Origin of the sequence: Haliscomenobacter sp. (assembly GCF_965225875.1) — a bacterium.
Classification (GTDB): Bacteria; Bacteroidota; Bacteroidia; order Chitinophagales; family Saprospiraceae; genus Haliscomenobacter.
On record NZ_CBDDBS010000003.1, the window covers coordinates 1,085,105 to 1,100,151 of the forward strand.

Below are 15,047 nucleotides of genomic sequence, written 5' to 3' on the forward strand. Positions count from 1 at the left end.
ACCAACATGCGGCTTCGCCACTCAACTCAAGATTGAGTATACCCCTTAATGATTTTTTCAAATAGGCCCCCCGGCAACAAACGCTTCAATTTCAAAGACAACTTCTGATACGATTTCCCCACCGGGTACAATTTCGCCAGGTTTTCCTTTTCCAAAATCCGAATGATTTCAGTCGCCATGTACTCAGCAGTAGAACCTTTACTCACTCCATCATTCATATTTTGGGCGACTTTCGCAAAAACACTGTTGTAGGCGGGGTTGTCTGCGGCATATTCCATAATACGGTGCGCAGTAATTGAAGTTTGAATGTCCCCACATTGAATGGCACAGGCTTGTATTCCAAAACGCCCCACTTCCAGGCGCAGGGCCTCGGTAAGTCGGTCTACAGAGGCCTTGGTCGCACTATAAACAGCTCGATAAGGCAAGGCCACTTCTGAAGCAATGGAGCTGATGTTGATGATTTTGCCGGATTGGGCTTGTCGCATGTGTGGGAGCACGGCCTGCGTAACTCGGATCAAGCCAAAAACATTGGTATCAAAAGCTTGCTGAATGCTATCAACACTCATCACTTCCAATGGACCAGCAATACCAATTCCTGCATTGTTGATCAACACATCGATTTGGCCTTGTTCAGCGATAATTTGTTGAACCGCAGCGTTGATACTCTCCTCATTTTGAACGTCCATGGTCAACAAACAGAAGCTAGTCTCATCCCCCCCTTTGCGGCTGGTGCCATAAACGATGTATCCTTTTTGAGCCAATAAAGTGGCCAGGGCTTCTCCCAATCCAGAGGATGCACCTGTTACCAAAGCTATTTTTTTCATAGTTAGCGCGCAAATTTTGGAGCGGGAATCAATTCTTTTGAACCAGCGATATATTGGTAAAAACCTTCACCACTTTTTGCGCCCAGCTTCCCGGCGGTGACCATATTGACCAACAGTGGGCAGGGTGCGTATTTGGGTTGCCCAAAACCGTCGTGTAAAACTCGCATGATAGACAAACAAACATCCAACCCAATAAAATCAGCCAATTGCAATGGGCCCATTGGATGCGCCATGCCCAGTTTCATGACGGTGTCAATTTCGGTAACTCCAGCCACTCCTTCGTACAAGGTGTAAATAGCCTCATTGATCATGGGCATCAAAATTCGGTTGGCCACAAAGCCGGGGTAGTCATTGACTTCAACCGGAATTTTACCCAGTGATTGGGAAAGCTCCATGGTGATGCGGGTAGTATCATCGCTGGTATCAAAACCCCGGATGACTTCTACCAATTTCATCACTGGAACTGGATTCATGAAGTGCATGCCGATTACCTGACGAGCCCTTTTGGTCACTGCGGCAATTTGGGTGATGGAAATAGAAGAAGTATTGGTGGCCAGAATTGCTTTTGCAGGGGCGAAAGTATCCAAGTCCTGAAAAACCTTGAGCTTTAGCGCTACATTTTCAGTGGCGGCTTCAACGACCAAGTCGGCATGTTTAACTCCTTCTTCAAGGCTGGTTGCGGTCTTTATGTTCGCCAGGGTTCGATCCTTATCAGCTGCTGTGATACTTTCTTTTTTGACCATCCGATCCAGATTGTTGCTGATGGTGGCCAAGGCTTTTTCCAAAGCTGCGGCAGAAACGTCAACTAAAGTAACCTGATGTTGGTATTGGGCAAAAACGTGCGCGATGCCATTTCCCATGGTTCCCGCTCCGATGACACTGATGTTTTTCATACAAGTAAATTCAGGCAACGAAGGTAGTGGAAGTCGCTTCAATATGCAACCTTGACGTAGATTTTGCCTGGCTTGGTCGAATTTTCAAGCATCGCTTGATGTGCACGGGTAGTTTTGGACGGTGTTTAAATATCACTCATTAAACCTGTAACTTAATGAAACTAAGAAGAAATGTTTATTTCGCCCTTTTAATTGGTTTGCCTTTGTTTTCCTGCTACAATAACAATTCGGAGGAAAAAGCGGCTCGCGAATCTGAAGAAGAAGGCTTCCACCTGAATATTTCGAGCAAAGACGGTGATGTAAAAATTGATGCTTCCAGTAAAGGTGACAAAAAATCGGGTAAAGACAAGGATGGTTTTCACCTCAACATTTCAACTAAAGACGGTGACTCTGAAATCACCGGGCTTAATCTTGATGACAAATTAGATGGATTTGATTTAAAAATTGAAGGCTCTGGTTCAAAGTTGGACGCCAAGATTTTGCAAAGTGTTTTGCCCGAACACATTGGTTGGTTCAAACGCGAAGAGTACAATTTCCAAAATGCCCTGGGTTTGGTGTCCAATGCCGAAGCTCAATACATCAAGGGAAAACAAAAAGTAACGGTAGTCGTGTTGGGCGGAGCCATTGGGAGTATAGCCGGGGGCTTCAGTGATTTTTTCGAAGGTGAATTCGACCTGGAAGATTCCGATATGCGTCAGAAAACCGGAGAATGGAATGGCATCAAATACGTAGAAGGTTACGACGAAGAACGCCAGCAAAACTTCATGCACATGGTGCTGGACAATCGCATTGTCGTGATGGTGGCTGGCGAAAACATGTCGGAATGGAATTTCAGCTGGTGGTGGAAACGGGTCAACTGGAAAAAATTGGAGTCCAACTAAAACTGATCTTTTTATAAATTGTGCTGGCTTTTAAAACCCGAATCCATGCGCAATTTGTTTTTTGGGCTGCTTTGTTGCAGTTTTATATTTTCTTGTTCCGCACCAGACAAGTCTGAGCAACTCATTGTCAATGCTGATTTTAAACCCATTGAAGTAGATTTGGAAGACTTGTTTGCTGCCGGGCAATTCCCCGAGGACACCCTGATCACCATTGAACACGATGAGTTCTTTAAGCAAAAAAAACGCTACAAAGCCTATCCTCTTGCCCCAATCCTTAAACCACTGTTGGCCAAAATAAAAGATACCACCAATCTAAGGGTGACCTTTACCTGCACCGATGGTTATGCACCAAACATGAACTTAAACAAAGTGCTTAGCCACGAAGCTTATTTAGCCGTACAAGACCTGGATCAGGCAGGGTTGGATAAAGATTGGGCTGATTCTCTAGCCACCAAGTTTAAGCCCTTTTACCTGGTTTGGCGGGATGCCGCCGAAGGAGATGCTGGTTTTGCCTGGCCTTACGGGTTGGCTGAAATCCGCATTGCTTCGTTTTTTCACGACTTTGCGGAGGCCTTTCCGCTCCACAATACTTCGGCACAAAAAGGTTTTCAGCTATTTCAGATCCACTGCATGAAATGCCATTCCATCAATAAAATCGGGGGTGTGATGGGGCCAGAATTCAACTACCCTAAAAGCATCACGGAGTATTGGAAAAAAGAAGACATGTTTAATTTCATGCGGAATCCACAATCCTATCGTTATAGTGCAAAAATGCCTGCTGTTGGTCTTTCCAGAGGAGAGTTTGAAGAGATTTATGGGTATTTGGTAGAGATGAAAGGAGTGAAAAGTGAAAAGTGAAAAGTGAAAAGTGAAAAAAATACATCCAACGGTGACATCCAAATTGTGTACCTGTTTTTCACTTCTCACTTTTAGTTTTTCACTTAAAAGTCGGTGTTTGCTTCTTTCAAGTCCAATGGCTTGATCCAGATATTTCGGTAAAGGACATTGTGACCTTCTGCTTGCAATTTGAGGCCACCGGGGACGTCAGTAATCCCTTTACCCCCGTCATTTCCACCGTCGATCCCCGAGTTGGGTCCACCCCAAACCTGCTGGATACGTTGGTTGACATGCACTTTTTTGCCGTTGAAGTAAACGGTGACCAAGGCTTTTTCGCTGAGTTTTCCATCCGTGAACCGGGCAGCACGAAAGGTGATATCGTAGGCATTCCACTTCCCTACCCCATTGTAGGCATAGTAAGGGGATTTGGACTCATTGATGACCGCCGCCATACCGTGAGAGGTCGAGTCGCCATCGAGTACCTGGATTTCGTAGCGGTTTTGCAGGTAAACGCCACTGTTACCTCCCTTTTCCGAGATAAAAAATTCTACGTGCAAGCGGAAGTCCCGGAAAGCCTGTTTCGTAACAACATCCGCACTACCGTATTTACCTCCTGCGGCTGCGGGGTCATTGCTGTTCATGGCAGTGCCTTTATCCACAGGGTCCTTGACGATGGCCCACTTGATGGGCAAACTGGCAGCGAGGCGAGGCCCGTTCCAATAGGTCCAATTTTTATCCAGAGATTTGCGGGAGCCATCAAAGTACATTTTGGCGCCTTTGATTGGCTTGGTGCCTACGCCAACTTGTGCTTGTATACCATTGAAAAACAGCATACTGCACAGCAAGGTGGCGACGAAGTGAGCACATTTAAATGGAGATTTTGCGATCATGTCTTGCAATTTAATGTGCTCAAATATTGGATTTTTTTCTGGGAAAGTTTTTTTAATGTTGGTTTAAAATAAAAAGAAAATTATATCTGAGTAAAATCCAACATTGATTCTCTGCTCGACCGCCCCGAAAGTTCCAAACTTTCGGGGCGGTCGAGCAGAGAATCAATGTTAAACTTCCCAAAAATCCTTGTTTGCTCAATACCCAAACAACTCCTCCAAACTCATCACCTTCAGCTCTCCATACGCTTTCAAATCTTCCATTTTCAAACGTTTATCCGAACCCAACACACAAAGGCTATAAGGTTTTTTGCTCACATTTGACGCATGAAAAGCTTTTAGTGCAGCGTAATCGAGTTTTGGAGCCTGCTCATAAGTCCACTTGCGGTCGTCGTAATCCACCCCACGCAGTTGGGCGTTGAGGTAGCTGGCCACGATGTCGTAGCCTTTGGTGCGATCCGTTTCGATACCGTTTTTGATGGCCGTTTTAGCAGCAGTGAGGAATACATCCGATTCGGGTAATTCATTCAGCAATTCATTCATGCCTTCAACGGCTTCCTTAAATTTATCCGCCTGGGTTTGAATGTAGGCTTGCATCGTATACCGCTCTCCTTTCTTACCCGGAGGAGCATAAAAAGCGCTGGTAGAATAGGCCAATGCTTTGGATTCCCGCAAGGTTTGCACCACGATGCAAGTAAAACCACCTGCTCCAAAGTAATTGTTGAATACACTGATGGTTGGCGCCAACTTGGGATCGTACACCTCTGTGTTCCGTACCCAATCAATCTCTGCCTGGACCATCTCGTAATTGGCAAACAAAACTTGAGCCTTGTCAGTGGCTACTTTGGCGAAGCTGGTCTTGGCTGGATAAGCTTTGTAGCTAGTAGGTAATGGGTGGCCCTTCTCCAGAATAGGTTTGATTTCTGCCAAAGTTTTGGGACCGTAATAAATCACCTGGTGGCGGTAATTGAACAAGTCTTTCAACAAATTTACCAAATCCTGTGCCGTCAAAGCGTTGATCTCGGCTTCACTCAGAACATTGTTGAAAGGGTTTTTGGGGCCGTATTGCGCATAGGAGCGTACGGCAGTGCGGATGGCATTTTTATTCGATTTGGCATCCTTGCGGCTCTTCAACAAGCGTGCTTTAAGGTTGCTCCACACCGTTTCATCGGCCTTACAATTCCGGATCATCTCCTCCACCAGGGCCAAACCTGGGCTCAAATGTTCCTGCAAACCACTGATACTAAGCGTAGTGAATTCCTGTGCAGGGCTTAGATTGTAAGAGGTTGCCGTTTTGTACAACTCCTGGCTGAACTGCTCGGCAGTGTACTTATCTGTGCTGGCCAATTGCAGGTATTGAGCCGCCATTGGCAGCAATTTATTGTTCCAGGTACCCATCTCAAAACGCATGGTTAGCGTGTATTGCTCATCATCCTTGTTTTGGATGTAGAAAAACTCGGCGTTTTTAAGTTGATCGCGTTGGAAGTCTTTTTGGTAATCCATCCAAACTGGAGCAATTGGATTCAAGGACATATTGTTGATCTCCTTAAACAAAGGGGATTGCGCATCCTTGTTTACTGCTACTGGTGTGATACTTGGCTTGGGCACCTTTTGGGAATCCTTATCTTGCCCCTGGCGTTTGTATACCACAACAGAGCCTCCACTGAAATGTTTTTTGGCAAAATCGACAACTTGTTGTTTGGTAATGGCCGCCATAGCATCGATTTTAGCCACCTCATCTGCCCACAATTGGCCGCGGCTACGAATGAAGCTATTGGACAGTTGGTCGGCCCGATCGTAGTTGCTTTCCAAATTCCGCAAAGCAGTCAACTTGTAATTGGCCACAATCGCTTTGATCAACCATTCATCAAATTCGCCTTTTTTTAGTTTTTCCAACTGTTCCAGCAACAAACCTTTCACCTCATCCAGGCTTTGGCCTTGTTTGGGTGATCCGCTCAACAATTGTACCGAATAGTCCTTATTGCGGTAATTGGAGGAACCTCCGTTCTGGATTTTCTGGGCTTTGTTGAGGTTCAAATCAATCAAACCTGCCTTGGAATTTGACAAAATTTCGTCGGCCAGGGTAAGCAATACGGAGGATTTTACGTCCACTTCACCAGGCATGCGGAAGGCGATCATTACTGACTCTGCGGTTGGGCCCCACACTTCTTTTACCGTTTCACCAACGAGTGGTTTCTCTGGAGCTGGTTTGTATTCCACAACGGGTTTGTTGGGTAAAAAGGCAAACTTTTGGTCAATCTTCTTCACCACCTCATCCGGGTTAAAATCACCCGCAAAAATCACCGCCATGTTGTTGGCGACGTAGTACTTGTTGTAGTAGTTGCGGATTTCAACCAGGGAAGGATTCTTTAAGTGCTCGATGGTACCAATGGTGCTTTGTTGGCCGTAATTGTGGGCAGGAAAAACACCTGCCATCATGGTTGCAAATACTTTCCGAGGATCTTCATCCAGCGTCCGGTTTTTTTCTTCGTAAACCGCTTCCAACTCCGTGTGGAAAATGCGGAAAATGGGTTTGCGGAAACGTTCGGCCTGCAAGGTCAAATAACGATCGATGGCATTAGCTGGAATGTCTTCTTCGTAAACGGTTTCTTCCATCCAGGTGTGCGCATTTGTATTGATACCGCCCATGTTTTTCATGGTTTTGTCGTATTCATTGGCGATGGCAAATTTGGCAGCTTCGCCAGAAACGCGGTCAATTTCTTTGTAAATTTCTTCCCGTTTAGCAGGGTCGGTGGTCTTGTTGTATTTTTCGTACAAGGCGTCGATTTGGTCGAGCAGCGGTTTTTCTTTGGCCCAGTCCAATGACCCAATTTTATCCGTGCCCTTGAACAACAAGTGTTCCAGGTAATGCGCCAAACCAGTATGCGTAGCGGGATCAGTATTGCTGCCTGCCCGCACGGCAATTAGGGTGCGAATCCGCGGCTCCTTTTTATTGGGCGAAAGAATAACCGTCAAACCATTTTTCAGCGTGTAAAAACGGGTTTGCATGGGGTCTCCTTCCACCGTGCGGTAGGTATAACCATTAGAAGTAACCTGTTTCCATTGGAATTTGGGCGGTTTTGCCCACAATTGAAGCATTGTACTGCTCAACAGCAGTACCAGCAAGAGTCTATTCATTTTCATGCCGAGTGATGTTAAATGAAGCTAAAATTTGGGCATGAAATTAAGTAAAAATCTAAAGCAGGCAAGAAGGATCCTATCCCGCAAAAAGGGGGATTTTCAGCTAAATAAGGATTGTTTGGTCAAATCGGCGGCTTCAAATCCTTAAAATGACCATTCAAAAGCGCCCTTTGTTGCAAATTCCGCATTTCGCGAACCATGGGTAGAAACTGCTCCAAGTGATTGATCATAAAAGTTTGACGCTCCTTTTCGGTGGGCATACTCAGGAGTTCATATTCTTGCTCCGTAGACATCCCGGCATGGTGGGCCACGTCAAAGGTGATGAAATCACTGGGGCTGTCGGGCAGTGCTTTGTCGATGTTCAACAGATCGAACAATTCAATGAGATAACCCAGCATTTTTTCATTCAAAGTCCAATCGAAATCACGATCCGTTTCAAGGCGAACGATGGTTGCCCCTGCGTACAATTTACCCGGAATTGGATTGATGAATTGTTCCATCCGGTAAACACCTAAACCCTTGGTTTTGATGTCCATTTCACCACCTTCATGGCGTTTTTCGATGCTCAACAGTTGAACCTCGGTACCGTATGGCATCACCCGGTTGTTGAGAAATGTAGGAATCCCGAAAGTCACCCCATTTTCTTCACTCTCTTTAATGAGTTGGCGGTAGCGGGGTTCAAAAATATGTAGGTTCAGATTTTCGTTAGGGTATACGACAATCTGCAGTGGAAATTGTGGCAACAAAACAAAATCCATACTGCCTTATTTTTTGATTTAACTGATTAAAAAAAATATATGTAACCTTTGTTTGAATTCCTCGTATATCAACCTAAATTGAACGAGTGTTCAGAGAGCGCAATGCGGCAAATGCTTAATCAGCCTGTTTACTGCACCTGCAAAAATACAAAACATGAACTAAGCCCAATAGTTGCAATTTTAATCCTATAAAAACCATTTTAACAACTTGCCATGTTTAAGCTCAGCACCAAAGCCCTGCGGCCACTCGTTTTCGGAACGAGTGTGGTCATTCTTTTCCTTGCCCTTTTGAGCACAGGATGCCGAAAAAACCGCGAGGTCAGTACTCTTTCCGCCGAAAACCCCTTTGTATACGCTTATACATCCGGGGTTATTTCCAAAACCGATCCAATCCGAGTACGTTTTGCGCAAAATGTTGCTCAACCCGATGAAATTGGCAAAGAGGCACCCTCCGTGTTGTCCATTTCACCCAATGTGAAAGGCAAACTGACCTGGGAAAACGCCAATACACTGCGTTTGGAGCCCAATCAGGAGCTCAGTTCCGGTACAACGTACGATGTCTCAGTAAATGTAAAACAAGTCATCAACGATGCCAAGGGTGAAAATGCCAGTTTTTCTTTTCAGTTTCACACCCGCGAGCAGCACTACCAGGTAGAACTGGAAGGCATGCGCTCGGCCAGTGCTACCGATTACAGCAAACAAACCTTGAAAGGGGCGGTCTACACTTCCGACGTAGCCCAAACTGCTGAAGTTGAAAAAATGCTTGACGCCAATCAGGACGGTAATGACCTCAAAGTGGACTGGAAGCATTCCGGCGACCAAATGGTGCACTACTTTACCGTCAAGTCGGTCAACCGCAGCAAACAGCCTTCGGAAGTCAAACTGGCTTACGATGGCAACTCCATTGGCGTTAAAGAAGACAAATCCGAAACTTACAAAATCCCTGCGGTCAACCAATTCAGTGTCATGGATGCAGAGGCAATCCAGTTGCCTGAGCAATACATCCGGATCGTATTTTCAGATCCATTGGAAAAATCCCAAAACCTGGACGGACTAGTCAGCATCGATGATTACGAAGGAACCCTACGTTTCATCATTGAAGACAATACGGTACGCGTTTACCCGGATCAAACCCTCAATGGCAATTACCGGGTAAGAGTAGCAACAGGGGTAAAAAACACCAAAGGCGGTACTTTTTCCGAAACCACCGTTTGGGATGTCACCTTTGAAGAAATCAAACCAGGAGTAAAACTGGTTGGACAAGGGGTAATTTTGCCCAATTCGGAAGGTTTGATGTTCCCCTTTGAATCCGTTGGCCTCAAAGCAGTAGACATCGAAATTTTCAAAATATACAACAACAATATCCTCCAGTTTTTACAAGACAACCCCATCGATGGGGAGTATGATTTGTACAAAGTGGGCCGGGTGATAATGCAGAAAAAAGTCAACCTGTCCATCCTTAGCCCCAATGCCAAGGCAGGTCGGTGGTCGCGTTATGCCATCGATTTGGGCAAATTGATCAAGGCCGACGAACAGGCCATCTATCAGGTACGCATCGGTTTCCGCCCAGAATATTCCGCGGTTGCTTGTATGGCCGAAGCGTCTACGGGGAATGCGGAGCTTGATGGTGATCCGTTCTCCCGTGCAGGTGAAGATGAAGACGAGCCCCTGGAAAGCATCATGGACAATTATTATGGGTATGATGGGTATTTTGAAGACTACGATTGGGACAAACGGGATGACGCTTGTTCCCGCGAATATTACAACTCCGATCATTTTGTTCAACGCAACGTCATTTCTTCCAACCTGGGTTTGATTGCCAAAAAAGGAGGCAATCGCAAGCTCATGGTCATCGTGAGCGATTTGCGCAGCACCGATCCAATCAGTGGCGCACAGGTTGAGGTTTTTGACCGCCAGAACCAGTCCATTGGTAAAGGCAGCAGCAACGGGGAAGGCATCGCCGACGTAGCCTATAAAGGCCAACCTTTCGTAGCCATTGTGACCCACAATGGCCAACGCGGCTACGTCCGCCTGGAGGATGGAGAATCACTCTCCCTCAGCAAATTTGACGTAGACGGTGCCGTAACCCAAAAAGGCCTGAAAGGGTATTTGTACGGCGAAAGAGGCGTTTGGCGTCCCGGGGATTCAGTTTTCCTCAATTTTATGATCGAAGACCGCGAAAAACGCCTGCCTGAAAGTTACCCCATCACCATGGAATTGTACAATGCGCGAGGGCAACTGCAAGAAAAACGCACCACTTCAAAAACGGTGGGAGGCATTTATCCCCTTTATTTTGCAACCCATCCCGATGCGCCTACGGGCAACTGGCAGGTGAAGGTAAAAGCAGGCGGAGCCATTTTTGAAAAAATCCTCAAGATTGAAACCGTCAAACCCAACCGCATTCGCATTGATCTGAATACTGGTTCCGAAAATGAATTGTATGCCACAGACGGGAAAATGAGTGCCGAATTGCAGGCCGATTGGTTGACTGGATCAGCTGCCAGTGGCTTAAAGGCCGTGGTGGAAGTGCAACTGCGCGAGTCCAGCACCCGATTTGCCAAATACCCTAGCTTCGACTTTGACGATCCTGCCCGCAAACTGACCAAAACGGAGCCCAAAGTCATTTTTGACAACGTATTGGATGGCTCAGGGCACGCCAAAGTCAGCGCCACTTTATTGGAAGAAGACCTTGCACCCGGTATGTTGAGCGCTTCTTTCCAAACCCGGGTGTTTGAAAAAGGTGGCGACTTTAGTACTGATAACATGACGGTGAAATACTCTCCCTACGACAGCTACGTGGGCCTGGAGATTCCCCGCAACAAGTATGGTAGCCCACAATTTGAAGTGGGCAAAAACAACACCATCGGTCTGGTTAACGTGGACAAAAATGGTAAACCCCTGACCAATCGCCGCTTATCCATTGGCTTGTACAAGGTAGAATGGCGCTGGTGGTGGGATCAATACCAGGAAAATGAAGCGAACTACAATTCGGGCGAGCACGTTGGTGCCGTAAAAACTGCTGCCGTTACCACGAATGCCAAGGGTGAAGCTTCCTGGAATTTCAAAACCGAAACCTGGGGCCGCTATCTGGTCCGCATCTGTGACACCGAAAGTGGGCACTGTACCGGTGGATACGTTTACATTGGCACCCCCTGGTACGAAGGCGACGAAATGGATGAGAGTTTCCGCGAAGCCGCAGCCATGCTGAGCTTCCGCGCAGACAAGGAAAAATACAATGTGGGTGAATCGGTAACATTGACAATCCCAGGCGGTAAAAACGGTCGGGTACTGGTTTCGCTTGAAACGGGTACTAAAATCCTGAAAACTTTTTGGGCTAAATCGGTAGAAGGAGAAAACAAAATCACCTTCAAAACCACACCCGATATGTCACCCACGGTTTATGCCAACGTAGCGCTGATTCAACCGCACGGACAGGTCGAAAACGACTTGCCGATTCGTTTGTACGGGGTTACGCCGATACAAATTGAAGATGCGGAAACCATCCTTACGCCAACCATCGAATGTCCCGCTGAATTCCGGCCTGAAACCACGGTAAGTGTTGAAGTGGCTGAAAAATCAGGCAAAGCCATGGCATACAGCCTCGCAATTGTGGACGAAGGTTTGTTGGGTTTGACGCGCTTTAAAACGCCCGATCCCCACTCTGCTTTCTACGCTCGTGAAGCACTGGGTGTACAAACCTGGGATATTTACGACAAAGTCCTGGGCGCTTTTGCCGGTGAACTGGAAAGCATCCTCAGCATTGGGGGCGACGGAGCCATTGACCCTAGTGCCTTGAACAATACCGCCAATCGTTTCAAACCAATGGTAGTCTGCCAGGGGCCCTTCCAATTGGGCAAAGGCCGCAGCAACAAACACCAAATCAAAATACCCAACTACATCGGAGCAGTACGGGTAATGGTGGTTGCAGCCCAGGATCATGCCTATGGCTCGGCGGGCAAGAGTGTGCCTGTACGCAATCCGTTGATGGTGCGCACTACCCTACCCCGGGTGATTTCGCCGGGTGATCAGTTTGAGTTACCCGTCAACGTATTTGTGACCGACGCCAAAATCACCAATGTGCAGGTGAAGGTGAGCGAAAGTTCTGGCCTGGTTTCGGTAGAAGACGGGGACCAAAGCATGAGTTTCAGCCGCAACAATTCGGATCAGATTACGGGCTTCAAAATCAAGGTGAAGGATAAAATTGGCGTTGCCAAATTCAAAATTGTCGCTACGGGCGGAGGCGCTTCTTCTTCGGAAGAGATCGAAATCGCTGTGCGCAATCCTAATCCTTACCAAACCAAAGTCTTCACCGAAGTGGTTGAAGTAGGCAAATCCTGGGAGCAACCCTTGGAAGTATTTGGGACTGCTGGCACGCGTAGTGCGATCCTGGAAGTGTCCAATGTTCCACCGCTCAACCTGGGTGAACGTTTGGGTTACCTCCTCTCCTACCCTTATGGCTGTATTGAACAAACCACCTCGGCCGCTTTTCCGCAATTGTTTGTTGGCAACATGATGGAATTGAATGAGGAGCGTCAGCAGCAGGTCGCAGAAAACATCAAGGCAGCCATCGAACGCATCAAAGGGTTCCAAACCAACGAAGGTGGCTTTACTTATTGGCCGCGCGGCAGTGGCACGCCCGATCAATGGTCAACCAGCTACGTGGGGCATTTCCTCGTTGAGGCCAAAGCCAAAGGGTACGATGTACCACAAAACATGCTCAAGGACTGGGTGAAATTCCAGAAAAAAGTATCCAGGATGTGGGATTCCAAACTCCCAGCTTACGGATTCTGGAGCAATGAAGGCCACGAATTGAACCAGGCTTACCGCCTCTATACCCTGGCCTTGGCAGGTGAAGCTGACATGGCATCAATGAACCGTTTGCGCGAAAATCCTAAACTTACATTGAGCGCCCGCTGGCGTTTGGCAGCGGCTTATGCCTTGGCGGGCAAAGCTGAAGTTGCCAAGGAATTGGTTCAAAATCAAGCTACTGAGGTGCCCGATTACACCGAATTGAGTTACACTTATGGCTCAGGCATGCGCGACCGTGCGATGATCCTGGAAACCTTGGTTTTGCTCAAAGACATGAAAAAGGCGGGTGCACTGGTGCAATACATCTCCAAGGGGCTGAGCAGCCAAAGCTGGTACTCTACCCAAACTGTCGCTTACAGCCTCATGGCGGTATCTAAATACCTGGGCGATGACAAGGCGACGCAGGCCTTCAGCTTCAGTTATTCGCTCAGCGGAGGTACTTCAACTTCGGCCAACTCCAAAAACGCGGTGATGCAAATCAACCTGCCGACGGGTGGAAGCAATACTTTGATGGTAAAAAACACCAGCAAAGCCAAACTCTTCGTGCGGGTGATGCAAAAAGGTCAACCTACTGCCGGGCAAGAAACACCCCAGGCAAATGACCTGAAGATCAGTGTAGTCTACACGGATATGGCCGGCAAAGTATTGGATCCAGCCAATTTGCCCCAAGGCAAGGACTTCATCGCCGAGGTGCGGGTGAATCACCCCAACTCTCGTCCGATCCAATTCGACGAGCTGGCGCTGAATCAAACCTTCCCCTCCGGTTGGGAAATTTCCAATAGCCGCATGACGGATATTGAAAGCACTTCCTCTTCAGGCTACGACTACCAGGACATTCGCGATGATCGGGTGAATACCTTCTTCGACCTGGGCCAAAGCCAAAACAAATCCTTCAAGGTGCGGCTGAACGCGGCTTATCCCGGACGGTATTATTTGCCTGCGGTGTCCTGTGCAGCGATGTACGACAATTCGATTAGTGCAAATACGAAGGGAATGTGGGTGACGGTGAGTAAGTGAAAGTGAAAAGTGAATAGTGAAAAGTAATTGGCAAGCAATGTTCTGGGATGTTGCTTGCCAATTGTTTTTTCGCTTTGCTCAATGCTAATGTGAAATCAACAATTATCTATAAGCTCAAGGGGTGACAACACCGTATGACATGAGTGCAGAAATCTTAAACCATACACCAACATCGGGAGACTATCCGGAAAAACATTTTGGCCTGGGTTTCACTTCTTGCCTTTGGGTAAAGTTTATGGACAATGACTTTCAAGAATGGGTTGGTTGCTTCTCCAGTAATTACCGACCGTTCAACAAGGTTTTAATTGACAATGCCAACAAGACAGCTTTTGTAGTAGCTGGTGGGCAAGGTTATTTGATTGACATTTCGACAAGAGAGTTATTAGACGAAATAGAGGGTGTTCCAGGTATTGAAAGTATAATTCATACAACAAACCCTGAATATTTTTTAGCTGGGTCTTGCTGTTGTATCTACATTTTTGACAACAGGAAACTTATCAAACGCTACGACCCTGACTTCACGGTCGATGGAATTTATTTTACAGAGCAAAAGGGCCAAAAAGCAATCGGGCATTTATATTCCTATGAACATCAGCAAGACTTAAATATTGGCTTTTCATTTGACCTTGTGACAAATGAATTGACCATAGACAAGAATGTAAAAATTAGAAAACTTGGGCCTTTTGAATTTGTAACAGTGACAGAAAAAGAAATAAAAGAAAATGAAAGCTTTTTCACCAAAGTATTAAGGCGACTAACGGACCAATGAAACGAAAGTTTGCACTTAAGTCTAGGCGCTGTGGTGCCTCTTCAGTGCCTAAGGTTTCTATGGCTTGCTGAAAACTTTTTCCTATTCATAGATATATTGGAGTTTTTCCTTGAACATCCTGCGCTAAAGAGCTTTTCGAAAGTCTGAAACTTTCGAAAAGGTCAAGCATGCACCATTTTGAAAAAAAAATTTCTAGGCTTACACTTTTATAGCAGAAAAAAGTGTAAGCCT

9 protein-coding genes are annotated in these 15,047 nt (G+C 46.6%); 4 read left to right on the forward strand and 5 right to left on the reverse strand.

Going from position 1 to position 15,047, the window contains the following annotated elements; translation table 11 throughout:
• Positions 1 to 26: 26 nt before the first annotated feature.
• Both ACO08K_RS24735 and ACO08K_RS24740 read right to left on the reverse strand, forming a co-directional pair.
• Positions 27 to 824 carry an SDR family oxidoreductase gene (locus ACO08K_RS24735; protein WP_421799165.1) on the reverse strand — a complete coding sequence of 266 codons (798 nt, stop codon included), beginning with the start codon at positions 822 to 824 and terminating at the stop codon, positions 27 to 29.
• A gap of 2 nt (positions 825 to 826) precedes the next feature.
• Positions 827 to 1,717 carry a 3-hydroxybutyryl-CoA dehydrogenase gene (locus ACO08K_RS24740; protein WP_421799166.1) on the reverse strand — a complete coding sequence of 297 codons (891 nt, stop codon included), beginning with the start codon at positions 1,715 to 1,717 and terminating at the stop codon, positions 827 to 829.
• A gap of 155 nt (positions 1,718 to 1,872) precedes the next feature.
• Here ACO08K_RS24740 and ACO08K_RS24745 point away from each other — a divergent pair, with 155 nt between their 5' ends.
• Both ACO08K_RS24745 and ACO08K_RS24750 read left to right on the forward strand, forming a co-directional pair.
• On the forward strand, positions 1,873 to 2,598 hold the full coding sequence (locus ACO08K_RS24745; RefSeq protein ID WP_421799167.1) for a hypothetical protein: 726 nt from the start codon (positions 1,873 to 1,875) through the stop codon (positions 2,596 to 2,598).
• Between the two features lie 45 nt (positions 2,599 to 2,643).
• A complete protein-coding gene (locus tag ACO08K_RS24750; RefSeq protein WP_421799168.1) occupies positions 2,644 to 3,456 on the forward strand; it encodes a c-type cytochrome in 813 nt (270 codons plus the stop codon).
• An 83-nt stretch (positions 3,457 to 3,539) separates the two neighbouring features.
• On the opposite strand, the gene ACO08K_RS24755 is transcribed toward ACO08K_RS24750, so the two are convergent.
• The 3 genes from ACO08K_RS24755 to ACO08K_RS24765 all read right to left on the reverse strand — a co-directional run bounded on the left by ACO08K_RS24755 (position 3,540) and on the right by ACO08K_RS24765 (position 8,221).
• Positions 3,540 to 4,268, reverse strand: coding sequence for a 3-keto-disaccharide hydrolase (locus ACO08K_RS24755; protein WP_421800578.1), 729 nt, complete (start codon positions 4,266 to 4,268; stop codon positions 3,540 to 3,542).
• A gap of 252 nt (positions 4,269 to 4,520) precedes the next feature.
• A complete protein-coding gene (locus tag ACO08K_RS24760; protein WP_421799169.1) occupies positions 4,521 to 7,466 on the reverse strand; it encodes a M16 family metallopeptidase in 2,946 nt (981 codons plus the stop codon).
• A gap of 119 nt (positions 7,467 to 7,585) precedes the next feature.
• On the reverse strand, positions 7,586 to 8,221 hold the full coding sequence (locus tag ACO08K_RS24765; protein ID WP_421799170.1) for an LON peptidase substrate-binding domain-containing protein: 636 nt from the start codon (positions 8,219 to 8,221) through the stop codon (positions 7,586 to 7,588).
• Between the two features lie 213 nt (positions 8,222 to 8,434).
• Here ACO08K_RS24765 and ACO08K_RS24770 point away from each other — a divergent pair, with 213 nt between their 5' ends.
• Complete coding sequence (locus tag ACO08K_RS24770; protein WP_421799171.1) at positions 8,435 to 14,047, forward strand: alpha-2-macroglobulin family protein; 5,613 nt, start codon at positions 8,435 to 8,437, stop codon at positions 14,045 to 14,047.
• 139 nt (positions 14,048 to 14,186) lie between these two features.
• On the forward strand, positions 14,187 to 14,816 hold the full coding sequence (locus ACO08K_RS24775) for a hypothetical protein (RefSeq protein WP_421799172.1): 630 nt from the start codon (positions 14,187 to 14,189) through the stop codon (positions 14,814 to 14,816).
• Positions 14,817 to 15,047 lie beyond the last annotated feature (231 nt).